We start from the raw sequence: 25,325 nt of genomic DNA on the forward strand, positions 1-25,325 counted from the left end.
CTTCCTGTGCGCGTTGCGTGCGGGTTCAGTGCGCGTGGACGGGGACGCTCCCCCGCAGGCGGTTTCGGTGCAGGTCGAGTTCAGTGCGGTTCGAGTTCAGTGCGGTTCGAGTTCAGTGCAGTTCGAGGCCGTCCCAGCCCGCATAGCCGCGCAGTGCGGCCGGGCGCCGGCGGGCCCGCAGGTAGAGCCAGCAGGCGGCGGTCAGCGTGGCGCCGGCGAGGACGTCGAGCAGGTGGTGGTGGCCGGTCAGCACCACGGATGCGGCCATCGCGGCGGCTACGCCCACGCCGGCGGCGCGCACCCAGGCGCGGCGGGCCGCGGCCGCGATCGCCAGGCCGACGACGACGTCCCAGCCGGCGTGCAGGCTCGGCAGCGCGGCGAACGCGCCGCCGTCGCCCGGCGGCGCGACCGGAAACACGACGAAGACGAACAGCGCGCCGGCGGCGACGAGCAGCATCGTGTCGCGGGCACGGTAGTAGACGGCGGGGTGGCGGCGGGCGAGCCACACGAGCACGGCCGCGGCGGCCAGCCAGTGCCCGTAGGTGTACACCCACTCCAGCGCCCCGGACAGGAACGCACTGCCGGCCGCGCGCTCGCGCAGCCACTCCTCCCGCAGCAGGCCCGCCGAGCGCTCCAGGCCCTCGACGGCGCGGGCGTTGGACTCGGCGCGGGCGTCGGCCGCGCCGGCGGCGTCGCGCACCAGGAGGTATCCGAGCAGTGCGGCCAGGCCGATGCCGGCCTGACGGGCGAGCGAGACCGGCGCCGGGAGCGTGTTCACGGCCTTGGGCGCCTCCCACGTGATGGTCATGCGCTCAGCCTTGTCGCTGCCGGCGTCGATGCCATCCAGGCGATGCACCGAGGCGACCCTGAATTCCGCCGGGCGGCGGCCCCTACGGGCTGTTCAGTCCTCGCCGATGTTCTGCAGGCGAGTGGGTCTTCGGCGTTCGCGGGGCGTTCCATTTTGCTGCAGTTGCTGCGGTCGCAGTAGGTTGGCAGCGGCCATCGTGCTCCTTCGTCAGAGCTGCCCGTGCGGCTTACGCAGGTACCAGCAGGTTGGTGTACCAGTCGGTGAGCGGCGCGGCGGCGAACAGTGCGATCAGGGCGCCGGCGAGCATCGACGGGCCGAACGGCAGCGCGGTCTTGCGACCGGCGCGGCCGGCGGCCAACAGCGCGAGGCCGGCGGCGCCGCCGATGACGAAGGCGGCGAGCGTGCCGATGGCGACCGAGGGCCAGCCGAGCCAGCCGAGGTACAGGCCCAGGACGCCGGCCAGCTTCACGTCGCCCGGGCCCATTCCCCCGCGGTACAACGACAGCAGGAAGTAGAGGGTCCACAGTGCGGCCATCGCGAGCACGCCGCGCAGCGCCGCGGACCAGTCCCGCTCGACGATGACGCCGGGCAGCAACAGCACCGGGGCCACGATGTACGAGGGCAGGACGATCGCGTCGGGCAGGCGCAGCACGTCGAGGTCGATGAGGGCTAGGGCGACCGCGATCGCGGCGAGGTACAGCCAGGCGGGCAGATACAACCAGGCGGGCTCGGCCGGCCAGCTGTGGGTGTCGTTCGCGCCGTTCGTGGCGACGAGGGAGGGGGCGACGAAGCGCGCGGCGACGGCGACGAACAGCGCCGCGGTGCCGAGCTCGACCAGCGGGTGCCGGATGCCGATCAGGGCGGCGCAGTCGGCGCAGCGGCCGCGCAGTAGCAGCCAGCCGACGACGGGGAAGTTGTGCCACGGGCGGACCGGGGCCGTGCACTGTGGACAGTTGGAGGCCGGGCGCAGCAGCGACTCGCCGCGGGGCAAGCGATGGACGACCACATTGACGAAGGACCCCACCGCGAGCCCGAACGCGCCGACGACGACGAGTACGAACGTCATGGTGGGGTCCTTTCGCGATGAAGGTGGGTCCGGCGGCCCGCGCGAGGTGGGCCGCCGACCGCGCTGCCGTAGATGTCGAAGGCTTTGCCGTCGGCGTTGGTGCCGCAGACCTTGTAGCCGGCGCCGTCCGTCGCCCTCTTGTACTGCATCGAGTTGCCCGGCGAGGGCGTGGCCGCCTGCGGTGGACCGGCCGTAGCGGCGGTGCCACTCGTCGTGGTGCCGAAGATCGGCTTTGTCGCCGACGTCCGCGGTCATGCTCACCGGGTGGGTGTTGTCGTTCTCGGTGTGGAATTGCTCGATCGCGCTGACCGCGGCGCACACGTCGCGGATCTCGCCGATGAGCACCACGTCGGGGTCGCGGCGCAGGATCGCGGGGAGCACCGCGGCTCACGTCCTCGACCGTGAGGCTCATCGCGCGAACGTCATCCAGCGCGAGCGCGTCACCCGGGTCGGTGATGCCGGCGGTGATTTCATGATCGTTGAGGGCGATGCCGAGGACGCGGTGCCTGAGCCTGGGCCATCGGGATCTTGGTGACCGTGGCCGGGGCGATCGGGTAACCGACGAGGTCGAGGGTGGCGATGCCGTGCGCGTCGGCGGACGCCGCGGTCAGCTGTTCCTCGGTGACGATGTGGTTGTCGATGAGCACGGCGCGGATCGATCGGCCGGCGCGTTCGGCCTCCTTGGCCACCCGGTCGAGGCCTGCGCGTCTGGCCGCATTCTTTCAGGGCGTCCAATTACGGCATGACCGTCCGGTACATCTCACCCCGGTGTCGCTGGAGGACCTATCGGCGGCCATCCGGGTGACTTTCGGGTTTCACCCCGGGCGCGTGTGCCGCACTCGTTGACGGGCCGCGGCGGCGTCATGAGGATCGTTCGCTGTGTCGGTTGCCGTCGTGGAAGAACCCAGAAGCGGATTGCCCGGCAATATCAGCATTTGGCGGGCGCGGTGGTTGCTGATGCGGTACGGCGGGCGTGCTCCGGGCGTGCCCTCGTACCCGGGCGTGCCGGCCGCGGCCCAGGCCGAACTGCTGACGCTGGTCGCCGAGGTCGCGGCCCGGGTGGGTGTGGCGCGTCCGGACGCCGTGCTGCTGACCGGGTACGGAATGATCCGTTCCTGGGCGAGCCGCCGCCGCCGGCTGTTGATGGTGGGGCTGCCGCTGCTGCAGTGCCTCACCGTCGACGAGGTGCGGGCGCTCGTCGCGCACGAGCTCGCGGTCGTCGACCACCGGCGGGCGCACCTGGTGGTGCGGTTGCGGGCGTTGTACGAGGAGGCGGTGGACCCGCTGTCGATGGTGCCGTCGGCGCGGTCGGAGACGATCGCGCGGGCGACGAGGGACTTCGCGGCGGCGCTGGAGCGCAAGGCCGATCAGGCGGCCAGCAGCGCCTCGGGCCTGCACACCGCGGCGCGGGCCGTGGTCAAGGCCGACCTGGCCGCGTTCGAGTTCGCCGACCTCGCCTTCGACGTTGAGGAGCAGGTCTGGCAGCGCACCAGCGCCGGGGTGCAGGACCTGCACGCCGGCTGGCGGGAGGCGGTCCGGGCGGGGGCCGTGATCGCGTCGCTGGACGAGGACACGCGCATGGCGCTGATGTCTCGCCATCCGAGCCTGGCGGGGGCGATCGCGTCGCTGTCGCCGGCGCACGTGGCGCTGCGGGCCGTGGACTCGGTGCCGCTGGTGCCGCTGCCGCCGGACGTGGAGCGGGAGCTGGCGCGGCACGTCCTCAAGCGCGACTCCGGCCAGTGGATCACGTTCGCCGCCGTGCCCGACGACGAGTGGCCGAACTGGCTGGCCCGCCAGGCGCGGGCGGTGACCGATCAGGTGGCAACGCTGCTGCGGCGCCCGCCGATCGGGCCGGCGGAGGTCGTCGAGGTGCTGCTGACGCGGCTGGACGAGCTGGTGGCGGCGAACTGGCCGGCGCAGCCCGAGCCGCCGGCCGAGGCCGAGGAGTTGGACGGCACGCCGTCGGTGGTGGTGGTCGCCGAGTCGGCGCTGACCGCCCGCGGCTGGCGGCGCGTGCATCCGGCGGCCGCGGGGGTGCTGGTGAGCCCGGACGGGGAGCAGCACAACCTGACCCTGCTGGCGCGGGCGGCGCTCGATTCGCCGGCTGCCTTGGCGGTACTGCTGGAGCTGTTGTCGCGTGAGCGATGAGCGGCTCGTTGCGCCTCGGGCTGGTGCCCGGCCGCGTCGGTTCTGTCGGCGCGGCCGGTTCCGTTGTGGTGGTGCTTATGCCCCAGCCTGCGCCGTTTGCGCTGTGCTCAGGAGGTGGGTCGGTGCGCGTACCCACTGGGGTGTCGGCGCGTATGACGTGGCGTGCGCTGGTCCGTGTGCCGCGCGGTGCGTTGGCGTGCTGCGTCGTGCGCCAGCCTTTGGGTCAGCGGCTGGTTGTTGGCCCTATGGGGTGACGTGGTCCCGCCAGGAGTGGACCGGGGTGTAGCCGAGGACCTCACGGGCGCGGTCGATCGCCAGCAGGGTCTCGAACTCGCCGATCTCGCCGCGGATCGGCACGTCCGGGAACACCTCGGCCATGAGGCTCGCCGACGAGCGGTTCATGATCGTGTCGGCGGCGGCGATGACGAACGACTGTGCTCCCTCGATCGGGGCGTCCAGCGCGAGTCGGCAGGCCGCGGCGACGTCGCGGGCGTCGACGTAGCCCCAGAGGTTCCACTTGCGGGCGTGCGGGTCGGACCAGTACCCGGGTACGGCGGCGTAGTCGCCTGGCTGCGATCCGTCGACGGTGTGGACGTTGGACAGGCGCAGGCCCACGAACGGGATGCCGCTCCAGCCGGAGATCTCCCGGGCGAGGGTCTCGCCGACGACCTTCGACAGGGCGTACGTCGTGGTCGGGTACGGGAAGTGGGCCTCGTCGACCGGTGCGTAGCGCGGCGGAGTGTCGAACGGCAGGCCCAGGGTCGTCTCGCTCGACGACCAGACCACCCGGCCGAGGCCCACCGCCTGTGCCGCCAGGAAGACGTTGGCGTTCATCGCGGAGTTGCGGTTGAAGGTCACCGCCGGCGGATACATCCCGGGTGCGGGGATGTTTGCCAGGTGTACCACGGCGTCGGCGCCCTGCAGCACCTCGACCGCCTGGCCGTACTCGGTCAGGTCGGCGATCAGCATGGGCACGCCGAGCTCGGCGATGCTGAGATGGCCGGCCCGTCCGACGGCGTCGGTGGCGACGACGTCGTGTCCGTGGGCGAGCAGGTCGGCCACGACCACCCGCCCGGTTTTGCCGTTCGCTCCGGTGACGACGATCCGCGACATGGGCCGATCCTGTCATGCGACGCCCCGGGCGGATCACCAGGCCTGGTCCCGGGCGGTTGCCGGCTTGTCCCGACGGCTCTCGGCTGTTCGGCTGCGTCGAACCGCTCGGCTCGGTTGGGCGCTTGTCCTCTGATTCGGCTGCTCGGGCCGGCTACGGCTGGTGGCATAGTTCCGGCCGGTCGCCGTTCTGGGCCGGCTACTTCACGGCGCGGAGGGCGGCGAAGGCCGGGGCCAGTCGGGCCAGGTCGTCGAGGACGGCCTTCGCGGAGGCGTCCAGGGCGGCGTCGGACTCGAACCGCTTGTCGGGCGTGATGTGGGTGCGGGTCGGGACTGCGACGGCCGCGTTGATCGCCATCATGCCGAGCATGCTGACGACGGGGCGAAGCGCGTATGCGGCGCGGGTGCCGGCCGAGATGCCGCCGTAGCTGAGGAACGCGGCGGGCTTGTCGCGCCACTCGTGGGCGAGGTAGTCCAGGGCGTTCTTCAGCGGGGCGGTGAAGCTGTGGTTGTACTCCGGCGTCACGAACACGATCGCGTCGGCCGCGTCGATGGTGGCGCTCCAGTCGAGGGTGTGCTGCTTGGTGTAGCGGCGCAGTGACGGGTGGTGCGGCTCGTCGAGCAGGGGGAGGTTGAGCTCGGCGAGATCGGAGACGTGGATGTCGAAGCCGCCGTGGTGCTCGGCCCGTTCGATGAACCAGTCGGCGATGACGCGGCCCACGCGGCCGGGGCGGGTGCTCGCGACGATGATCTCGAGGCGCGGGCGGCGTGCCGTGGCTTCGTCCGGCCGTTGGAGGGTCGCGACCGCCGTGGCGCTGGCGTCTCGGGCGATTTCGCCAGCGTTGCCTTCGTCGGTGGGGCCCTTGCTAGCGCTGCCATCGGTGGCGGTGGGGCGGTCAGATCCGATTGTTGACATGTCATCATCATGGCGCTGGATTGGTGACACGTCAACATCTATGGTTGAGACGTGGAAGACACTGAGCTCCTTCCGGCGCCGGACGGTGCCGGAGCGCCGGCGGACGACGGGCCCCGCTGGCTGAACGACGACGAGTTCCGGGCCTGGATCGGGTACCGCCGCATGCGGGCGCTGCTCGACCTCCAACTGGCCCGCCAGCTCGCAGCCGACCAGGGGCTGTCGGAGCCCGACTACGACGTACTGACGAGCCTGTCCGACGCCGAGGACCGGCGCATCCGGCTCAGCGAGATGGCCGACCGGATGCTGTGGTCCAAGAGCCGGCTCTCGCACCACGTGACGCGCATGCAGCAGCGCGGCCTCGTCACCCGGCAGGAGTGCCCGTCGGACGGCCGCGGGGCCTTCATCGTGCTCACCGACCTGGGCATGGAGACGCTGCGGGCGGCCGCGCCGGGGCACGTGGCCGCGGTGCGGGCGCACTTCATCGACCTGATGACCGACGAGCAGGTGCGGGTCCTGGGCGAGGTCACCGAGACGGTGCTGGAGCACCTGCGCCGGCACGTGGACTAGCGGCGGGCATCGCGCGGCGCAGCCGGTGGCTTTCTGTGGCCGGCGCGGTTGTAAAGGCGCCTACGTCGGTTCGGCTCGGTTTGGCGGGCGTTCCCGCGGTACCGATGGCGAGTTCAGCTTTTGCTCACAAGGTCGACGTGGGATGCCAGGAACGTCTCGACGGCGTTGGTGCGGACGGCCGCGAGCGTTATGTGGCGGTCCTCCTGCTCCGCCGCGGGGACGATGAGGTCGTTGCTCGTGACGTACCCGACGAGGAGGTCCTTCGCGACGAACGCGCCGCCGGCCAGCACCATCATGGCCGACCGACCGCCACCAGTGCGTACGCCTACCGCGGCCCGCGGCGGGGATGGGGCGCCTTCGGCGTGCTGTTCTTCGAGAGCCGGGCGCTTTGCGGAGGGGACCAGATTTCGGGGGTCGGCCGGTTTGCGGGAGTTCGCCGGCGCCCTCGCCGAGGGTGGTGCGGTCAGGGTAGCTGCCGACCGGCAGCGGGCAGCGACGGAATCGGCCGGCTCGACGTGTCGTCGTCGGCCGGCCGATCGGGTTCCTCGAGGGGCTCGTGGCCTCGAATCACGTCTCGTGGCTCCTGTTCGAGGTCTGTCGCTGTCGAGGTCTGCTGCCTGCGTTGTTGTCGAATACGGGCTTGCTGCCGGTGCGCATTTCGGGTGGTGCTGGAGTCTCGTTGGTTGGTCGGTCGGTGCCCGGCGGGACGTCCGCGGCTTGTGGTCGGCGTCGTCGCCAAGGCGCGGGCCTTGGGTGACGTTCGCGATCGGTAGTGTTCGCGACGGGGTCGCGGATCAGCCACCGACCAGGATCACGCCGATCACGCTCAGCAGGACGACCGCCGCCAGGAAGACCAGCATGCCCTGCTCTGCGTTGAACGGGGTCAGCTTCCGGGTCGTGGTGGTGGTCGGGGTGGCCATCGTCGCCTCCTGTTGCGGTGTGGTGACTCTTACGCTACGAACACCGCGGACAGGTTTGCTCCCGTCATCGTGCCACGTGCCCGACCTGCTCGAACGTCTCGTCGAACCCCTCCGTGGGTTCTACGATGCGCACCGTCGTGGGGTAACGGGTACCGCTCGACGGACGGCTCCACCGGGCGTGCTCATGGCCGTCTCCCGTTCAGGCTCCGGGAAGCGATTGGCGCCCGCCCAGGTGCGGCCGGGGGGTCAGGTGGTTGGGCCGATGCCGGTTGTGGTGCCGCCTCCGACGTCCGCGATCAACTCCGGAAACACCTTGCCCACCTTTCGCACGAGATATTCACCGTACGTGCCGGTGAACGCCCTCAGGTCCTGACCGTCCCAGCGTCTTGAGGCGCGGGTGCCGTCGTCGGCGGCTCGTCCGGGTAGCGGTGGGACCTCGGCTGCAAAGTCCGGGTCGAAGAAGAACGGGAACGACAGGCGTTCGTTGCCGCTCACGTTTCGGACCCGGTGCGGCGTCGAGCGGTACCAGCCGCCGGTCATCCGGTCGAGCATGTCGCCGATGTTGCATACGAACGTGCCGGGGATCGGCGGGGCGTCGAGCCACTTTGCGGTGTGATCCTGGGTGCGGGCGTGTTCGGCGGATGCGACGGCGTTGTCGTTGTTGCGGTAGGTCTGATCGGCGTCGTTGAATGGCGGGTCGTTGGGTCCAGGGGCGCCGGCGCTCGGCCGTCCAGGCACCGCATCCGCAGTCGGATCCTCCGGCATCCGGACCTGGAGGCCGCCGTTGTCGTCCTGGAGCAGGAGGGTCAGCAGGCCGTAGTCGGTGTGCTCGCCGACTCCCCACGCGGTGCTGTCCGGCGGAGTCGGTGGGTAGTGGAAGATGCGGAACAGGACGGTCGGGTTCGCGGTGTACCCGGAGGCGAAGTAGTCGGCCGGTAGGTCGAGGCTCTGCGCGATCCCGCGCAGGACCGCCTGGGCGGTGGTCGTCATTGCGTCCAGGTATGCCAGGACCGTGTCGCGCAGCTCGGGAGCCTGGCGCGGGAAGAGGTTGGCACCGTGCAGTGGCAGTCCCGCGCGCACCTGCGGGGCTTCCGGGCCCAGCTCCGTGCCGAAGTAGAGCCCTTCCTTCTGGTCCGGAACGCCGGACGTGAGCTCGGCGCCAACGGGGAAGAACCCCCGCCATGCCCGGCCGCCACGGGCCATGGCGATCTCGAGCTTCTCGGGCTCGGGCAACGCGAAGAACTCGCGGGCCGCGCGGTCGAGCCGGGCGATGAGTGCGGGGTCGACACCGTGGCCGGATACGTAGAAGAACCCGCTGGCGCGGCACGCCGATTCGATTTCGCGCGCGGCACGCTCGTCCTCGCCGTTGCGGACCAGGTTGGCGACGTCGACGACGGGGAGGCTGGCCTGAGATGAGCTCACGCCACGAAGCGTAGGCGCCGCCTTCCGGGGATGTCGTCGCCGAATCGCGTCAACCATGGTTGACGCCGCGAGATGCTGTCAACTATGGTTGACGCATGACGGAGGCAAGTGACCTCGCGGCGGCGGCGGCCAATCCGGACCCGCGCATCGGCCTGCGAGCGGCCGTGGCGCTACGGCGGCTCGCCGACGCGCTGGAGGTGCTCCAGGTCGACAACGCACGCCTGCAGGGCTGGTCCTGGCAAGAGATCGCCGACGCTCTCGACGTGTCGAGGCAGGCGGTGCACAAGAAGCATGCCGGCCGCGCGCCGACGCCCCCGGCTGCCGAAGCGTCACGGCCGTCCGCTGCGACGCAGGCCGGGCCGTCCAACGTCGCGGCATCGAAGCACGAGGCGTCGGCGAGCGACGCAAACGACAAGTGATGCGCCGGTGCCGGCGCGTACGTCGAAAGGGGAGCATTGATGTTCGAGCGATTCACCGACCGGGCCCGGACCGTTGTCCGGGTCGCCAAGGACGAGGCGGACGCCCTCGACCACCGCGCGATCGGCACCGAGCACCTGGTGCTGGCGCTGTTGCGTGAGGAAGGCGGCATCGGCAACGGCGTTCTTCGCGCGTGCGGCGTCGAGTACGACGATGTTCGCAACGCCGTCGCGGCGGGGGATGATGCGGCCGCCCTGCGTTCCATCGGCATCGACCTTGATGCGGTGCGAGCGAGCGTTGAGCAGACGTTCGGCACCGGCGCGCTGGAGCGCGCCGAGCCGGCCGAGCGCGGCGGGTTCCTGTTCCGCCGGTCGAAGGTGCCGACGCGGTTCAACAACGGGGCGAAGAAGAGTCTCGAATTGTCACTGCGGATCGCGTTGTCGTTGAAGCACAACTACATCGGTACCGAGCACATCCTGCTGGCCGTGCTCAAGGAGGAGCGGGGAGCCGGCGGTCGCCTGCTGCGCGAGCAGGGCATGAGCTACGACCGGACCATGGACCTCGTGTTGACCGCATTGAAGAACGCCGCCTGACGACAGACAGGCGCCTCCGACGAGTCAACTTCGTCGAGGATGGCCCGCACGAGGCTTCTGCTCCGGCAACTCAGGCCCCTACCCCATCGCAAGTGCACGAGGACTACCCGGCCGAGCCCGAGAGCCTGGCGGCCGATCGTCTACCGTTCCGGTATGGAGCGGACCCTCACCTGGCGTGACCTGAACCGGGCGCTGCTCGCCCGCCAGATGCTGCTGGAACGCGTATCGCTGGACATCCCCGAGGTACTGCGGCGGATGGGCGGACTGCAGGCCCAGTATGCGCCGTCGATGTACATCGGCCTGTGGACCCGCATCGAAGGCTTCGACCGCGAAGAGCTGACGCGCATGCTGGAACGCCGCGACGTTATCCAGGCGACCCTGCTGCGCGCCACGATCCATCTCGTGTCCAAGGACGACTACTGGCCGTTCGCGGTCGGCGTCAGGAACGCGCGCCGCGACGCCTACGTGCGTGCGGTCCGTGACAAGCCCGATCCGGCCGCGATGGAGGAGGCCGCTCTCCGCCTACGCACGCTCCTGGGCGAGCGCCCGGTACGCCGTACGGAACTCGACGAGCTGTTCGGCCCGCAGATCCGCCACGGCATCGGCATGTACCTCGACATGGTCCGGGTCCCACCGTCGGGCACATGGGCGCGGCGCCGGGCCGATCTGTTCGGGGCCGCCGAGGACTGGGTGGGCCTGCCCGAGGTAACCGAGGACGATGCGCAGGACCTGCTGATCCGGCGATACCTCGGTGCGTTCGGGCCGGCCCACCGCACGGAGATCGCAGACTGGGCGGGGCTGCCGGTGTCAACGGTGGCCAAGGTGCTCGCCCGGCACGAGCTGCACACGTTCCGCGACGAGCGCGGCCGGGAACTCGTCGACCTGCCCGGCGCCCCACTGCCGGACGCGGACACTCCAGCCCCGGTGCGGTTCCTCCCGACCTTTGACGCGATCCTGCTCGCCCACGCCCGCCGGACCCTCATCCTGCCCGAGGAGCACCGATCGAAGGTGTTCCACGTGCGCATGCCGCAGTCGATCGGCACCGTCCTCGTCGACGGTCAGGTGGCCGGCACGTGGGCGTTGAAGGCAAAGCGGGTCGAGTGGGAGCCGTTCGCCCCGCTACCGGCGCGGGTCCAGCGCCAGGTCGACGCCGAAGCGGAGCGCCTCACGTCGTTCCACGCCTGAGCCGCCGCTGTTGGCTGTGCCGCCCGCGGCTCGCCCGCGTACCCCGGCCCGGTCCCGTGCTTGACCCCGGGGCCGGCCCGGGCCCCGACCCTGCTCCTTGTCCTGATCCCGGTCCCGGCCCCGCACGATCCGTGGGCGACGGGGGCAGCGCCGTGGTCGCACCCGCCGACAGGCCGGGCCCGCCAGCAAGGACTCCGGACGCCGCAGTCGACAGACCGCTCCCGCTTGGCGCCGCCGAGGCCTCCGCGGCTCGCGATGCCGCATCGCCGACGGCCGGTGTGTACGGCGACAGCACGCCCGAACTCCCCGCCGCCGTTGCAGCCCGCGTGATCGGCTCCGGTATGTCGCCCTGCTCACCCGGCGGCTTTGCATCGACCCGAGGCCGGCTCGGCCCGAGCTCATACCTCCGCCCATCGGGCCGCATGATCCAGACCCACCCGCTTCGTGGCTCGCGGAACATCTGCCAGCCCCGCTCATGCATGCACACATGGTGATACCGGCACAACAGCACAAGGTTGTCGACGTCGGTCTCGCCGTTGTCCCGAATCCACTCCCGCAGATGATGGCTGTCGCACCAGTTCGCCGGAATCCGGCACCCCGGCCACCGGCAATGCGGGTCACGCGCCGCGAGCGCCCGCCGCAGCGGCCAAGGCGTGTTGCGGTACGACCGCCCGAGCTTCAGCGGCACCCCGTTCACCGGGTGCAGCCACAGCTGCTGCAACGTCGCATCGCAGCTGAGCCGCGCGGCCAGCGCATCGCTCACCGGCCCCCACCCGGACATCACTGCAGCCCCATCGTCGCCAGCCGAATCCAGCCCGGCGAGGTCGCTGCCCTCGGCGCCGTCGTTCCCCTGGCCACCGTCGTCACCTACGGATCCAGCGGCGTCACGGCCGTCAACGCCAGAGGTCTCCTCCGCCTCGGTACCGCTGTGATCGTGCAACCGCAGATACCGCCGAACCGGCATGAGCAGCCCGATGCAGGGCCGCCCGCCGGCGACCTCCGGCGCCTGCCCCGAGCGCAGCACCGCGTTGAGCATGTCCGCGGCCGCGTCATGCCGCCGCTGGGCGGGACTGCGATCGTCCCCCTGCCCCGGTGGCTTCGTGAACGCGTCCAGCGCGGTCCCGAACAGCGCCCCGGTCTCGGTATCGAGCACACCCCGAAGCCGCCACATGTCACCAAGCCGGGTGAGGGTCACGCCACGCCGCCGGTACTGCTCCTCCGGCGGCGTGCTCTTGTCCGCCAGCGCCAAGTCCCGCAGGTGGCCGCACGCCTCGTGCAGATGCTCTGGCCCGGCGTTCTGCGCCAGCTCGACCAGCGTGTGCTCGGCCTGCTCGATGACCTCGTCGCCGACCTCCTCGGCGGTGATCCCGATCCGGTTGACGTGCTCGGCGCTCACCTCGCCGGCCTCGAACGCCTGCGCGAGCTCGGGAAGCAGCCGCGTGACCTCGGTGGCGCGCATCCGCCCGCCGGCGGCCGGCCCGGACAGCCGGCCGAACCCGACCAGCCACTGCCGCGTCGTGCCGAACCCGTCCTTGTGGCTCAGCCGCCGGTCGTCGAAGGCGCCGACGAACCGGCCGATGACGGCGTCGAGGCGATGCTGGCAACGCAGCAGCGCCAGGAGCGAGTCCCGCACGGCCGGATCGTCGAGCGTCTCGAGATCGAGCCCGGCAAGCGACTCGAGCGCCTCCGTGAGAGGCCCTGCCACCGCCGTCGCGTCCACGCCCCGACCGTAACCGCCCGCACCCGCAACGCCCGCATTCCCGATCTCCTATGTCACGCTGAGCGATCCTCCATCTCCCACAAGTGATCCAGCACGTGCCACACGAACCGCCGGGCGGCGTACCGTGCGGTCCAGCCGTTGTCGGTCAGCGGCCCGCCGTCGCTGGTACGACCGAGCGTGGCGATGACGTCGTCGCGCAGAGCATCCACGGCCGCGCGATCCTCGAGCGCGGGTGGCCGGTGCTTGACGCCGATCTTCCGGGCGTACGCGGACTCGGTCTCGATGACATGGCCGATCATCTTGTCGCGGTCCCGCCCTCCGCCCCGCGGCCCCTTGCGCAACGACTCGGGCGCAATCGCGGCGTACGCGTCGAAGGCTGCCCACGCGGCGCGCAGCAGCTTCGTATGCCGCCCCGCCACCGCTGCCGTGACTGCCGAACCATCCGCGGCAGGGTGGCCGTCGGGCGCGCCGAACTCGGTGGTCGCGGTGCCGGGCACCCGTTCGACCACGTTCAGGCGAGGGGCGGCCGGGAAGCTGTACCCGGCGGCGGTGGCGATCGGCTCGTAGCGAGCGCCGTAGGCGGCGAGCGCCTCGATCGCCTCCTCCTCGCTCTTGCCGAAGCGGCCCCAGCCGGGCCAGTCGAGGCTGCCCGCGAAGACCTTCTTCTTGCCCGTCTCGAGGTAGATGTCGGCCATACTGTGACCTTAAGCCGCATTCCTCGGCGGTGGCGGGCACGGTACCTACCATGGTTCACATGCCTGAGCTTGTGAGTTATCTTCGCGAGGCCCTGATCGCCGGTGATGTCGAGACCACGCGGGACTCCAATCACGGCAACGCCGCCGCCTTTGCCGAAGGTCGCGAAGGCTACGTGTTCGGCCTGGTACCGCTCAAGACCTGGACCGCGGCGCAGGTGCTGGCGGTGATGGCCGAGCGCGTCGGCATCGACCCCGATCCGGACCGCTCGACCGGCACCGACGTCATCGACCCGCACAAGACGGTCGGCGCGCTGGAGCGGATGCGCGACCGCCTGCGCCTGGCCGCACGCCGCCGCGAGCGGGTGATCGTGGCAACCGGCCACCCGGCGGGCATCATCGAGGTGCACCTGGCGATCGCCGCCGCACTGCGCGCAGCCGGGTGCGAGCTGATGCAGCCCGCGCCGGGTGCCATGTTCGACTCGCCGGGCCGTTACGGTGGTCGCGAGTTTCCCCTGGCCATTCGGTACGTCGGGGGCGTCGCCGTCGCCGCGGAGCGCGGCATCGCGCTGTGGCACACGCACTCGCCGGACGGTATGCGGGCGATGCTGGCCGACCTCGAGTCGCGTGGCGAGGCGCCGCCCGACCTGGTCGTCGCCGACCACGGGTTCGCCGGCGCGGCCGCCGCGGCCGGCCTCGACGTGGTGTCGTTCGCCGACAGCAACGACCCGGCGTTGTTCATCGGCGAGGCCGAGGGGCGCGTGTCGGTGACGGTCCCGATCGACGACAACGTCCAGCCGCACCTGTACGGCCCGGTCAGCGAGTTCCTGGTGGAGGGCGTCGCGTCCGCGGCCTGACCTGGTCGTTCATCGCATGACGCCCGGGCGAGCGCGGGCCGCCGGAGGGTCGAGTGTCGCCCGAAAGATATGACACGGGTGCTATGGGCTAATTCGCCCGTGATTCTTGTGTGGGTTCCTTCCCAATGAAAGCATCGGTCGCGGCCAATATTTATTGGCTCCGATGTTTGGGAGGCTGACGTGAGACCCACCAAGTCCTCATTCAGGCTGCTCGCGGTGATCGCCGCCGGCCTGGCCGCCGGTGCTGTGCTGACCCCGTCCGCCGCACTCGCGGCGCAGGACTCGCCGGCCCTCGCTGCGCGTACGACCGACGCCCTCGTCGCGCAGCTCGGCACCCGTACGGCCGGCGCGTACTACGACGCGGAGCTGGGCAAGATGGTCGTCACCGTCACCGACGCGGGCACCGCCGCGACCGTCGAAGCCAGCGGCGCCGTCGCGCGCAAGGTCGAGCACAGCGGCGCCGAGCTCGCCCGGATCACCTCGACGCTCGACGCCAAGGCCGCCATCCCCGGCACCGCCTGGGCAGTCGACCCGGTCGCCAACCAGGTCGTCGTGTCCGTCGACAGCACCGTGCCGGCCGAGCACGTCAAGACCCTCGAGGGCCTCGTCGCGAGCCTCGGCAGCGGCGCCCGCATCGAGCGGCTCGCCAGCGCCCTGCGCCCGACGATCTCCGGCGGCCAGGCCATGCAAGTCGGGCTGCTCGGACCGCAGGGCTCTACTGACAGGGGCTACTGATCATCGAGCGGCTGCCGCGCAGGCGCAGCTCACCAGCGGGACCGGGCGGCGGCGTCGCCCGGTCCCCGTTTTGTCGTACCCGGGTGGCAGAGTTGAGGCATGCAAGTCGGGCTGCTCGGACCGCTCACGGTCGACATCGACGGCCGGCCAATAGAGGTCGGCGGCGCCAGGCTGCGCACCCTGCTCGTCCGCCTGGCCCTCGAGCCGGGCCGGTTCGTGCCGCTCGACCAGCTCGTCGAGGCGCTCTGGCCGGAGAGCGCACCAGCCGCCGGCTCGCGCGTAAGCGGATCCGGCCGGCCCGGCGGCCCGGCACCCGCCGACCCCGCCAACGCCGTCCAGTCGCTCGTGTCCCGGCTGCGCAAGGCCCTCGGCGGGCACCCGGCGCTGGAGTCGGGCGCCCGCGGGTACCGTCTGGACATCGAGCCCGGCGACGTCGACGCCTGCCGCTTCGAGCGCCTCGTGGCGGAGGGGCGCCGGGCCCTGCGCGCCGACGATCCGCAGGAGGCGTCCCGGCTGCTGCGCGAGGCGCTCGACCTGTGGCGCGGTCCCGCGTTGACCGACATCGCCGAGCAGGACGCGATCGTCGCCCGCTGGGACGAGCTGCGCCTCTCCGCGACCGAGGACCTCATCGAGGCGTCCGGCTTCGCCGCGGAGACCCGCGCCGGGGCCATCGCCGACCTGCAGGAGCTCATCGTCGCCAACCCGCTGCGCGAGCGGCTTGTAGCGCTGCTCATCCGGGCGCTGCACGCCGACGGGCGGCAGGCGGAGGCGCTCGCCGCGTTCGAGGAGTGCCGGCTGCGCCTCGCCGACGAGCTCGGCGCCGACCCGTCGCCGGAGCTGCGCGACGCACACGTGGCCGTCCTGCGCGCCGGCGCCCGCTCGCCGCGCTCCGGCAACCTGCGTGCGCCATTGACCAGCTTCGTCGGCCGCGACGACGACGTCGAGCGGCTCGCCACCCAGGTCGCCGACAGCCGGCTCGTCACACTGGTCGGGCCGGGCGGCGCCGGCAAGACCCGGCTCGCCGCCACGGTCGCCGCGACGGCGGGACGGCAGCTGACCGACGGAGCCTGGCTGGTCGAGCTCGCCCCGGTGGCCGAGGCAGCCGAGGTTCCCGCGGCGGTGCTACGCACGCTGACGTCCGGCGGCATCGCCCAGCTGGAGACCCCGCGGCACCCCCGCCGGGGCGACGTCCTCGACCAGCTCGCCGAGACGCTGACGCTCACCGGGGTGCTGCTCGTGCTCGACAACTGCGAGCACGTGGTGGACGCCGCCGCAAACCTGAGCGAGGAGCTGCTCGGCCGCTGCCCGAAGCTGCGCATCCTGGCGACGAGCCGCGAGCCGCTGGGCATCCTCGGCGAGACCCTGTTCCCGGTCGGCCCCCTTCAGCTGCCCGATCCCGTCCCCGTCCCACCAGCCTCGCGACCCGCGCATCACGCGGCTTTATTGGGCGGGCACGAACCGGCGACGGCGGACGTTGTCGCGCGGGCGTGCGCGTCTCCTGCGGTAGAGCTGCTGCGAGATCGGGCGGCGGCCGTGCGGCCCGGGTTCACGGTGACCGACGACAACGTCGCGGCGGTCGTGGAGATCTGCCGCCGCCTCGACGGCCTGCCGCTGGCCATCGAGCTCGCCGCCGCCCGGCTGCGTTCGTTCACGCCGGAGCAGGTCGCCGCCCGCCTCGGCGACCGCTTCCGGCTGCTCACCGGCGGCAGCCGCACCGCGCTGCCACGGCACCGCACGCTGCACGCGGTGGTGGCGTGGAGCTGGGACCTGCTCGGCCCGCAGGAGCGGGAGTTCGCCGAGGCGCTGGCGGTGTTCCCGGGCACGTTCGACGCGGACGCCGCCGCGGCCGTCAGCGGCGCCGCCGACGCCGAGGCACGGCTCGACACGCTCGTCGACCGGTCACTGCTGCAGGTGGTCGGCGGCAGCCGCGTGCGGTATCGGATGCTCGAGACGATCCGCGAGTTCGCGCTCGAGGAGCTCGGCCGCCGCGGGGGAGTGGGCCCGGCACGCGCCGCGCACGCAGCGCATTTTCTGGCGCTGATGGAGGAGGCCGAGCCGCACCTGCGCACCTGGGCGCAGCTGGAGTGGCTGGATCGGCTGCGGCCCGAGCAGGACAACATCTATGCCGCCGTGAGCCACGTCTGCGACGTCGGCGACGGGCTGAGCGCGTTCCGGTTCGGGGCGGCCAACGGCTGGTTCTGGACGTTCGAGGACAACCACGCCGATGCAACGATGTGGCTGCGGCGCATCCTCGCCGTCGCGGACAGCGGGCCCGAGCCCGTGCCGCTGGACCTGCAGCTGGTGGTCCGCTCGATGTACGTCGTCAACAGCGGGCTCGCGGGCGACTTCCAGTACGACCCCGGGCAGCTCGAGGAGCTGATCGAGCTCGCCGCCGTCGCGCCCCCCGGCGGGCACCCGTTCGTGGCGCTCATCGAGCCGGTGGTGCTGCTCTTCCGTGACGACTCCGAGAACGGCGGCGCCCTCATCCGCGAGCGGCTGGAAAGCTCGCCGGACACCTGGACCCGGGCCATGCTGCTGTCGATCCTCGGCCACCTCCACGAGAACGACGGTGACATCGACGGCATGGTCCGCTACCTGAACGCCTCCGTCGAGGAGTTCCGCCGGATCGGCGAGCGGTGGGGCCTGGCGATGACGCTCGCCTCGGTCGCCGACGCCTACACCCGCCGCGGCGACTTCGCGCGCGCCATCGCGCATTTCGAGGAGTCGGTCGAGCTGCACGGCCAGCTCGGCATCCGGTCGAGCGATGCGTACCTACGGGTGAGCATGGCGGCGCTGCGCCGGCACACCGACGGCCCGCAGGCCGCGCAGGCATTGCTGCGCGCGTTCGTCGAGGACGCCGGCCAGTCCGCCCGCGACGTGTCGCACGCGATGCTGGAGCTCGGCCACCTGGCCCGCGACGCGGGCGACTGGGGCGAGGCGGAGCGGCTCTACGTCGAGGCTTGGCGGCTGCAGCGGGAGTCGCGGCTGGTCGCGCCGCAGTACAAGGCGATCGTGCTGGCGGCGCGGGCGGAGATCGACGTCGTACGCGGCGATCTCGACCTGGCCCGGACACGGCTGGCCGAGGCGATGGAGCTGGCGGTCTCGGTGCGGGACATGCCGGTGGTGGGCAGGCTCGCGATCACCCTCGCCGCCCTGACCACAGCGCTCGACGAGCCCGTGCGTGCCGCGGAGATGCTCGGCGCCGCGGAACAGGTGGCCGGCGCGCGCGATGCCGCCAACGTCGACTGGACACAGCGCCTGGCGACCCTGCGCGCCCGCCTCGGGGACGAGGCCCTGGAAACGGCGCTGGCCCGCGGCATGAAGCTGCCGCGGGCCGACGCACTTGCGTTCCTGAAACCCTGAACCTGCAGTAACCCCAACTTTGCCCACCCGCACGCGAAGGTCACGTGCAGGCGGCCGCATCAGGCCTTGCGGCGATAGGCGCGCACCGCCAGCGGCGCGAACACCAGCAGGATCGCCACGGACCAGATCAACGTCTTGACGACCGGCTCGAAGACCGGCCCGCCGCCGACCATCAGCCCTCGCGCCGCCTGCATCGCGTCGGCGACCGGGTTGACCTTCACCCAGGCCTGCAGCCAGCCCGGCAGGGTGTTGGTCGGCACGAGGACGTTGGTCCCGAACGTCAGCGGGAACATGATCACGAAGCCCAGGCCCTGCACCGCGCCCGGCTCCCGGACGATCATGCCGAGCAGCACGAACATCCAGCTGAAGCAGAACGCCATGAACATGACCAGCAGGCAGCCCGCGATCGTCTCGGGCCACGACGTGCCGATGCGGAAGCCCAGGATGTACCCGAAGCCGATCATCACCACGATCGACACCACGAACCGGATCATGTCGCCGAGCACCCCGCCGATCAGCGGCGCGGACCGCCCGATGGGCAGGCTGCGGAACCGGTCGAAGACCCCCGTCTTGATGTCGGTGTTCAGGCTCACGCCCGTCGGTGCCGACGCGAACAGCACGTTCTGCACCATGAGCGCCGGCAGCAGGAACTGCATGTAGTCGTGGCGTGACCCGGCGATGGCGCCGCCGAGCAGGTACACGAACAGCACGATGAAGATGATCGGCTGCAGCGTGACGTCCAGCAGCTGCTCCGGCGTGCGCATCGTCTTGATGAGGCTGCGCCGCGCCATCACGAGGCTGTGTCGGACGAGGCCGAGCGGCCGCGCCGGGACGGCGGCGATGAACTGCGTGCCGTCGGTCGAGGTCGAGCGAGTGGTCGTGGTCGTCATGCCGCCACCTCCTGCCGTTCGCGGGTCAGCGTGAAGAACACCTCGTCGAGGCTGGGCAGGTGCAGCGAAAGCTCGATGACCCCGATCCCCGCCTCATCCAGCCGCCGTACGACGGTCGTCATGGCGCCGTCGTTCGCGACCGGCACCGACAGCACCCCGCGTCCGCGCGACTCCGGCTCGTTGCCGGAGACGTTGGCGAGGATGGTCGCGACCATGTCGAGGTGCGCCGGGTCGGCCGGCCGCACGCTGATGGTCTGTCCGCCGACGATGTGCTTGAGCTGCGCCGGCGTGCCGTGCGCGATGACCTTGCCGTGGTGGATCACCGAGATGTTGTCGGCGAGCGCGTCGGCCTCCTCGAGGTACTGCGTTGTCAGCAGCACCGTCGTGCCCTCCTGCACCTGCGCGCGGACCATGTTCCACACGTCCTCGCGCTTGGCCGGGTCCAGCCCGGTGGTGGGCTCGTCGAGGTAGACGACGGCCGGCCGCCCGACGAGGCTCGCGGCCAGGTCGAGCCGGCGGCGCATACCGCCCGAGTACGTCTTCGCCGGCCGGTTCGCGGCCTCGGTGAGGTCGAACTCGGCGAGCAGTTGGGCCGCCCGCACCTTGGCCTCCTTCGCACGCAGGTCGAGCAGCTGCCCGATGAGCACGAGGTTCTCGGTGCCGGTCAGGTCCTCGTCGACCGACGCGAACTGCCCGGTCAGCCCACTGATGCGGCGGACCGCGGCCGGCTGGCGCACCACGTCGTACCCGCCGACGATCGCCCGCCCCTCATCCGGGCGCAGCAGCGTCGCCAGGATGCGCACGGCGGTGGTCTTGCCGGCGCCGTTGGGGCCGAGGACACCGAGCACCGTCCCGGGCTCGGCGGCCAGGTCCACCCCGGCCAGCGCTGTGGTCTTGCCGAAGCGCTTGACCAGGCCGGTTGCCTGGAAAGCGAAGCTCATGGCGTGTATCCCCCTGTGGATGTCTCTTGCAACCTACGCAGCATGCCCGGCGCCGCTGTCAAACCGCGCACATCGCCCTGTCATCCGCTGACAGGCCGTCACGACGGCCCGAGTGTCGCGCGTGTCCCGCATTGTGGACGCAAGTTGACGATCTCAACAGCGCCTCGGCAACATCGACCCTATGGGGCCTGAAGGCGCGCTGCTGACCCAACGACTGGTAGTCGACCTGGTTCGACACGCCAGCGCGCGCTGTACCCGCTAGAGCCGACGCTCGCGGCACCGCCTCCTTCGTTCTCCGTTGCTACGCCCATTGGGGCGTACTGTCTGCTTTAATTCCTATCTAGTACGTGCGAATACTGGAGATATGACCATGCCTGTCGCCACCACCGTCACCCGCGCGACCGACCTCCTGTCCCTCGCCCGCGCACACGCCGCGGCGCCCGACGACTGGCCGTTCGCGCCCCGCTACGACCCCCGCCGCCGCTGGTACGGCCGCCTCGCCATCGCCGACGACCACGAGGTATGGCTGCTCACCTGGCTGCCGGGCCAGGCCACCGACCTGCACGACCACGGCGGCTCGGCCGGCGCGTTCACAGTCGTCACCGGCGAGGTCGTCGAGCAGACCGTGCGCGGCGGCGAACTGACCGCCACCGCCTACGCCATCGGCGACGGCCGCCGCTTCGGCGCCCACCACGTGCACCGCATCGTCAACAACGGCACGCTCCCGGCCGTCACCGTGCACGCGTACGGCCCGGCCCTCACCGCCATGACCCGCTACCGGCTGCACGACGGCCGGCTCAGCGTCGAGTCCGTCACGACGGCCGGGGCGGACTGGTGAGCGGCGTCACGCAGGACCTGGGTACGCGCCAGTCCAGTGGCCGGAGCATCGACGCCATCCTCGCCGAGGCCCGGTCCCGGCTGCGCCGCCTCGACGCCGACGAGGCCCGCCTGGCCGCCGCGGAGGGCGCCGTGCTCGTCGACATCCGCCCCGCCGCTCAACGCGCCGACGAGGGCGAGATCCCGGACGCCCTCGTCATCGAGCGCAACGTCCTGGAGTGGCGGTTCGACCCCCGCAGCGACGCGCGGCTGGACATCGCCGACCGCTTCGACCTGCCGGTCGTGGTCTTCTGCTCCGAGGGCTACACCTCGTCGCTGGCCGCGGCCGCGCTGCAGGACCTCGGCCTGCACCGGGCGACGGACCTGGCCGGCGGCTTCCACGCGTGGAAAGCGGCCGGGCACCCCGTGCGTGGGGGAGTGACTACGCTGGGAGGGTGAAGCTCAAGCTCGACCTCCACGACATCTTCAACCGCCGCGGCGACATTGACCGCGCGCTGCGCGGGATCATCGACGAGGCGGTGGCCAAGCGCGCCACCCTCGTCGAGATCATCCCCGGCAAGGGGTCGGGCGCCCTCAAGAAGCGCGTGCTGCGCTTCCTCGACCAGCGCGAGATCAAGGCGCTGTATCACCGCGTCGAAAAGGACTCCGACAACTTCGGCCGCCTGTTCGTGCACTTCCGCTGGAATGAATCGTCCGGCCGCCGCCGATGATTTCGCAGTGGTACATCATGTGCCTCCCCCTCCGGCACCCCGCACCCTGACGACAGCATCCCCGGCGCGCTCAGGACCGCCGACACTCAGACGGCGCCTTCTCGAAGCGGGCCCTGAGGGCGGCTTCACGGCAGGCTGACGACCAACGGCACACAATCTCCAGCGCCGCCGCGCACCAGCCCGGGCGGCGCTCCCGCAGGTGTCAGAACGCGTCGACAGCGACCGCGAGGTGGCACATCGCGACCAGCCGCGGCACGGCCCAGTCCGCATCCGTTCCTGACCCGGAGCACTCCGTCCGGAGTGCATCACGCTACGGAGTCGGTCCGCCGACCCGCCCCAGAACTGTCGGAGCCGAAGTGCAGAATGTCCTCACCCCCGCGCCGGGACACCCCGCCGGCACCCTGTTCAGGAGGACGAAACCGTGTCCGACGACACCAGAAACAGCAGCTCCGGCGACACCCCGGCGGTTCCGCCCACGGAGGCCGAAACGGAGAGCAACGCCGAGGCTGATGCGGAGACCGCCGCGGACGCCGACGCCGCGTTAACCGCCAACGCCGACGCCGCGTTAACCGCCGACGCTGTCTCAACGGCTGACGCTGTCTCGACCGCCGACGCTGCCTCGCCCGCTGACGCTGTCTCGACCGCCGATGCCGCCTTGTCCGCTGACGCTGCGTCGCCCGCTGACGCGGCGGCGGCCGACGGCTCCGCCGCGGAAACGCCGACGGGCCCCGACCGCAGCTTCGCCGCCCCGCCGCGCCGCCCGGTCGTCGCCGCCGTCGCCCTGGTCGTCCTTGCGCTGCTCGCCGCGCTCGGCATCGCCGACGTCCAGCCGCCGTCGCCCCGCCCGGCCTCGGCCCCCGCCGACGAGTTCTCCGCCGGCCGCGCGTTCGAGCACGTCCAGCGCATCGGCCAGGAGGTCCACGTCACCGGCAGCCCCGCCGCCGACCGTGTCCGGCAGTACGTCGTCGACACCCTGACCGGCTACGGCCTGCACCCCGAAGTCCAGGACGCCGTCGGAGTCAACGCCGGCAAGTTCGGCGACGGCGGCATGGCACACGTGCGCAACGTCGTTGCGGTGCTGCCCGGCGCGTCCTCCACCGGCCAGATCGTCCTCATGGCCCACTACGACTCGGTCCAGGTCAGCTACGGCGCCAACGACGACGGCGCCGGCACCAGCACCCTGCTCGAGGTCGCCCGGGCCCTCACCGCCGGCGGCGCACAGCGCCCACGCAACGACATCGTGTTCCTGTTCACCGACGCCGAGGAGGCCTGCCTCTGCGGCGCCGAGGCGTTCGTCAGCCAGCATCCCCTCGGCCAGAAGCCGTCGGTCGTGCTCAACTTCGAGGCCCGCGGCAGCAGCGGCCCGGCCGTGATGTTCCAGACGTCAACCGGCAACGCCGACCTCATCGACGTCTACGCACACACCCCGCACCCGGTCGGCACCAGCCTGGCCGTCGAGGTGTACCGGCTGCTGTCCAACGACACCGACTTCACGCCGTTCCTCGCACAGACCCGCTTCACCGGCCTCAACACCGCCTACATCGACGGCTCGTCGGTGTACCACAGCCCGTTCGACCGCCCCTCGACGATGAACCGGGCGAGCCTGCAGCACCACGGCGACAACGCACTCGCCCTGGCCCGCGAGCTCGGCGGCGCAAACCTGCCCCCGCTGCTCAAGCCGGCCGCCGGCGACGCCGTGTACTTCCCGTTCGCCGGCCTGCTGGTCCGCTACCCGGCGGCGCTGACCTGGCCGATCGCCGCTCTCGCCCTGCTCGCCGTCGCCGCGCTGGTGTACCTGGCCCGTCGCCGCGGCCTGACCACGATCCCGCGCACCCTCGCCGGCCTCGGCCTGGCGCTGGTCCCGCTCATCGCCGCAGCCGTCGCCGCGCAGGCGCTGTGGGCGCTGCTCGTCGCGATCCGCCCCGGCTACGGCGAGCTGCTCGACCCGGCCCGCCCGACCTGGTTCCGCTTCGGCGTCGTCGCGCTCACCACCGCGATCCTCCTGTGCTGGTATGCGTTGAGCCGTCGCCGGCTCGGCCCGGTACCGCTGGCGACCGGCGGCCTGGCGCTGCTGGCCCTGCTCGGCGCGCTCTTCGCCGCGGTCATCCCCGGCGGTTCGTACCTCGTCGCCATCCCGGCCCTTGTGGGTGCACTGGCCGGCATCGGCGCCCTCTACGCGCGCCCCGCCCTGGCCAAGGTCGCCGTCCTGACCGCCGGCGCCGCCGTGGCCACCCTCATCCTGGCCCCGACCATCGCGCTGTTCTTCCCCGCGCTGGGCCTGGCGACCGGCGCCGCCGCGGCGATGTTCACGGTCCTGATGGGCCTGGCGGTGCTTCCGGTGTTCGAGCCGCTGTACCGCCCGCCGCTCGCCCCGCGCCACCGTCGCCTCGGCGCCGCCCCCGCGGCCGTGGCCCTGGTGGCATCGCTGGCCTGCACGACGGTCGGCATGGTCGTCGACGACTGGGACACCGGCCACCCGGAGCCGACCCACCTTATGTACGCGCTGGACCGCGACACCGGCACCGCCGAATGGGTCAGCCTGGAGCAGTCCCCGGGCGAGTGGACCTCCCAGTACGTGCGCAACCACCAGGCACTCAACCGCCAGTTCCCGGTCCTGCCGGACGGCATGCTCTCGGTCGGCCCGGCCCGCGCCGCCGATCTGCCCGCCCCCGAGGCGAAGATCGTGTCCGACGAGACGTCCGGCGACCAGCGCACCCTGCACCTGCGCATCACGTCGCAGCGCCAGGTCCGCTTCCTGTCCTTCTACGGCGAGGTCGGCGACCACCGCGTCATCTCGGCAACCGTCGAGGGCCGCACCGCCACGACCTACGTCACCGAGCAGGACCGCTTCGGCATCATCTTCCACGGCCCACCGACCGAGGGCCTGGACGTCACGCTGGTGCTGAAGGGCACGGCCCCGTTCAAGCTCCGCCTCGTCGACGGCAGCGACGGCCTGACCAACCTGCCCGGCTTCACCCCGCGCCCACCGACCGTCGGCGTCTTCGGCAGCCACTCGAGCGAACTCCTGGCGGTCGCCGTGACACAAACCCTGTGACGCAATCGCCGCGACGCAATCGCGGTGGCGCAAACGCCACGAAGCAAACGCCGTGACGGCAAGGCCCACGAACGCCGGCCGCCGAGGACCGCGCGACGGCGTGAACATCGAGCCCGCCCGGCAAGCCTCACCAGGCCCGCCGGGCGGGCAGGCGGAACGACGACGACAACGGCCCCGACGGTCCCGACGACCGGCCCACCACGGGCGCGCGTGCGCCGGCGCCCGCCCGGCCGGCCGGCCGGCCAATGACGGGCGCACACGCGACAGCGGCCCCGATGGCCGGCCTATAGCGGCGCACACGCGACGGCGACCGCTTGCCCGGACCAAGTCACGATTCAAGCGCGACCCGAGTTCAGCCAGGCCGGTTCGTTAG

General features: G+C 71.7%; 23 protein-coding genes and 2 pseudogenes. 13 read left to right on the forward strand and 12 right to left on the reverse strand.

The window, feature by feature from the left end; genetic code table 11:
* Positions 1-112 precede the first annotated feature (112 nt).
* The 3 genes from ABD901_RS20240 to ABD901_RS20250 form a co-directional block, all read right to left on the reverse strand.
* Positions 113-856: a phosphatase PAP2 family protein gene (locus tag ABD901_RS20240; protein WP_345128655.1), complete on the reverse strand. Its 744-nt coding sequence runs from the start codon at positions 854-856 to the stop codon at positions 113-115.
* 178 nt (positions 857-1,034) lie between these two features.
* Positions 1,035-2,255 carry a prepilin peptidase gene (locus tag ABD901_RS20245; RefSeq protein WP_345128656.1) on the reverse strand — a complete coding sequence of 407 codons (1,221 nt, stop codon included), beginning with the start codon at positions 2,253-2,255 and terminating at the stop codon, positions 1,035-1,037.
* Between the two features lie 89 nt (positions 2,256-2,344).
* Positions 2,345-2,563: a hypothetical protein gene (locus tag ABD901_RS20250; protein WP_345128657.1), complete on the reverse strand. Its 219-nt coding sequence runs from the start codon at positions 2,561-2,563 to the stop codon at positions 2,345-2,347.
* Positions 2,564-2,831: 268 nt separating this feature from the next.
* Between ABD901_RS20250 and ABD901_RS20255 the strand changes: the two genes are divergently transcribed.
* Positions 2,832-4,022, forward strand: coding sequence for a M48 family metalloprotease (locus ABD901_RS20255; protein WP_345128658.1), 1,191 nt, complete (start codon positions 2,832-2,834; stop codon positions 4,020-4,022).
* 243 nt (positions 4,023-4,265) lie between these two features.
* Here the strand turns inward: ABD901_RS20255 and ABD901_RS20260 are convergent, their stop codons facing one another.
* Entirely contained in the window at positions 4,266-5,135 is an 870-nt protein-coding gene (locus ABD901_RS20260) for an NAD-dependent epimerase/dehydratase family protein (protein WP_345128659.1), read from the reverse strand.
* Between the two features lie 196 nt (positions 5,136-5,331).
* On the reverse strand, positions 5,332-6,048 hold the full coding sequence (locus ABD901_RS20265) for an NADPH-dependent FMN reductase (protein WP_345128660.1): 717 nt from the start codon (positions 6,046-6,048) through the stop codon (positions 5,332-5,334).
* A 51-nt stretch (positions 6,049-6,099) separates the two neighbouring features.
* Here ABD901_RS20265 and ABD901_RS20270 point away from each other — a divergent pair, with 51 nt between their 5' ends.
* A complete protein-coding gene (locus tag ABD901_RS20270; RefSeq protein WP_345128661.1) occupies positions 6,100-6,615 on the forward strand; it encodes a MarR family winged helix-turn-helix transcriptional regulator in 516 nt (171 codons plus the stop codon).
* Positions 6,616-6,728: 113 nt separating this feature from the next.
* Here the strand turns inward: ABD901_RS20270 and ABD901_RS20275 are convergent, their stop codons facing one another.
* The 3 genes from ABD901_RS20275 to ABD901_RS20285 all read right to left on the reverse strand — a co-directional run bounded on the left by ABD901_RS20275 (position 6,729) and on the right by ABD901_RS20285 (position 8,957).
* Positions 6,729-6,911: a hypothetical protein gene (locus ABD901_RS20275; protein ID WP_345128662.1), complete on the reverse strand. Its 183-nt coding sequence runs from the start codon at positions 6,909-6,911 to the stop codon at positions 6,729-6,731.
* A 498-nt stretch (positions 6,912-7,409) separates the two neighbouring features.
* A complete protein-coding gene (locus tag ABD901_RS20280; protein ID WP_345128663.1) occupies positions 7,410-7,535 on the reverse strand; it encodes a hypothetical protein in 126 nt (41 codons plus the stop codon).
* Positions 7,536-7,781: 246 nt separating this feature from the next.
* On the reverse strand, positions 7,782-8,957 hold the full coding sequence (locus tag ABD901_RS20285) for an isopenicillin N synthase family dioxygenase (protein ID WP_345128664.1): 1,176 nt from the start codon (positions 8,955-8,957) through the stop codon (positions 7,782-7,784).
* Positions 8,958-9,052: 95 nt separating this feature from the next.
* Between ABD901_RS20285 and ABD901_RS20290 the strand changes: the two are divergent.
* The 4 genes and pseudogenes from ABD901_RS20290 to ABD901_RS20300 all read left to right on the forward strand — a co-directional run.
* Positions 9,053-9,265: pseudogene (locus ABD901_RS20290) on the forward strand (helix-turn-helix domain-containing protein); the annotation flags it as partial.
* Positions 9,266-9,415: 150 nt separating this feature from the next.
* Positions 9,416-9,595, forward strand: a pseudogene (locus ABD901_RS59050) (Clp protease N-terminal domain-containing protein); the annotation flags it as partial.
* Positions 9,596-9,658: 63 nt separating this feature from the next.
* Complete coding sequence (locus ABD901_RS59540; protein WP_486303871.1) at positions 9,659-9,967, forward strand: Clp protease N-terminal domain-containing protein; 309 nt, start codon at positions 9,659-9,661, stop codon at positions 9,965-9,967.
* A 153-nt stretch (positions 9,968-10,120) separates the two neighbouring features.
* Entirely contained in the window at positions 10,121-11,152 is a 1,032-nt protein-coding gene (locus ABD901_RS20300) for a winged helix DNA-binding domain-containing protein (RefSeq protein WP_345128666.1), read from the forward strand.
* Here ABD901_RS20300 and ABD901_RS20305 read toward each other — a convergent pair.
* Positions 11,133-12,872 carry an HNH endonuclease signature motif containing protein gene (locus ABD901_RS20305; protein ID WP_345128667.1) on the reverse strand — a complete coding sequence of 580 codons (1,740 nt, stop codon included), beginning with the start codon at positions 12,870-12,872 and terminating at the stop codon, positions 11,133-11,135. The two genes, ABD901_RS20300 and ABD901_RS20305, sit on opposite strands and share 20 nt — an antisense overlap.
* Before the next feature lie 53 nt (positions 12,873-12,925).
* Positions 12,926-13,567: a hypothetical protein gene (locus ABD901_RS20310; RefSeq protein WP_345128668.1), complete on the reverse strand. Its 642-nt coding sequence runs from the start codon at positions 13,565-13,567 to the stop codon at positions 12,926-12,928.
* 59 nt (positions 13,568-13,626) lie between these two features.
* Here ABD901_RS20310 and ABD901_RS20315 point away from each other — a divergent pair, with 59 nt between their 5' ends.
* The 3 genes from ABD901_RS20315 to ABD901_RS20325 all read left to right on the forward strand — a co-directional run bounded on the left by ABD901_RS20315 (position 13,627) and on the right by ABD901_RS20325 (position 18,519).
* Positions 13,627-14,421: a phosphatase gene (locus tag ABD901_RS20315; protein ID WP_345128669.1), complete on the forward strand. Its 795-nt coding sequence runs from the start codon at positions 13,627-13,629 to the stop codon at positions 14,419-14,421.
* Positions 14,422-14,601: 180 nt separating this feature from the next.
* A complete protein-coding gene (locus tag ABD901_RS20320) occupies positions 14,602-15,156 on the forward strand; it encodes a S1 family peptidase (RefSeq protein WP_345128670.1) in 555 nt (184 codons plus the stop codon).
* 99 nt (positions 15,157-15,255) lie between these two features.
* Positions 15,256-18,519, forward strand: coding sequence for an AfsR/SARP family transcriptional regulator (locus tag ABD901_RS20325; RefSeq protein WP_345128671.1), 3,264 nt, complete (start codon positions 15,256-15,258; stop codon positions 18,517-18,519).
* Between the two features lie 59 nt (positions 18,520-18,578).
* On the opposite strand, the gene ABD901_RS20330 is transcribed toward ABD901_RS20325, so the two are convergent.
* The gene (locus ABD901_RS20330) at positions 18,579-19,409 is read right to left on the reverse strand and encodes an ABC transporter permease (RefSeq protein WP_345128672.1); all 831 of its coding nucleotides are present in this window, start codon (positions 19,407-19,409) and stop codon (positions 18,579-18,581) included.
* A complete protein-coding gene (locus ABD901_RS20335; RefSeq protein ID WP_345128673.1) occupies positions 19,406-20,350 on the reverse strand; it encodes an ATP-binding cassette domain-containing protein in 945 nt (314 codons plus the stop codon). The genes ABD901_RS20330 and ABD901_RS20335 overlap by 4 nt, the downstream gene beginning before the upstream one ends.
* A 364-nt stretch (positions 20,351-20,714) precedes the next feature.
* Between ABD901_RS20335 and ABD901_RS20340 the strand changes: the two genes are divergently transcribed.
* The 4 genes from ABD901_RS20340 (at position 20,715) to ABD901_RS20355 (ending at position 24,952) form a co-directional block, all read left to right on the forward strand.
* Entirely contained in the window at positions 20,715-21,188 is a 474-nt protein-coding gene (locus tag ABD901_RS20340) for a cysteine dioxygenase (RefSeq protein WP_345128674.1), read from the forward strand.
* On the forward strand, positions 21,185-21,625 hold the full coding sequence (locus tag ABD901_RS20345; protein ID WP_345128675.1) for a rhodanese-like domain-containing protein: 441 nt from the start codon (positions 21,185-21,187) through the stop codon (positions 21,623-21,625). Before ABD901_RS20340 ends, ABD901_RS20345 begins: the two co-directional genes overlap by 4 nt.
* Positions 21,622-21,897, forward strand: a complete 276-nt coding sequence (locus ABD901_RS20350; protein WP_345128676.1) for a Smr/MutS family protein — start codon at positions 21,622-21,624, stop codon at positions 21,895-21,897. The genes ABD901_RS20345 and ABD901_RS20350 overlap by 4 nt, the downstream gene beginning before the upstream one ends.
* A 655-nt stretch (positions 21,898-22,552) precedes the next feature.
* Positions 22,553-24,952, forward strand: a complete 2,400-nt coding sequence (locus ABD901_RS20355; protein ID WP_345128677.1) for a M28 family peptidase — start codon at positions 22,553-22,555, stop codon at positions 24,950-24,952.
* The last annotated feature ends 373 nt before the right edge of the window (positions 24,953-25,325 follow it).

Origin of the sequence: Dactylosporangium darangshiense (assembly GCF_039537565.1) — a bacterium.
Lineage (GTDB): Bacteria > Actinomycetota > Actinomycetes > Mycobacteriales > Micromonosporaceae > Dactylosporangium > Dactylosporangium darangshiense.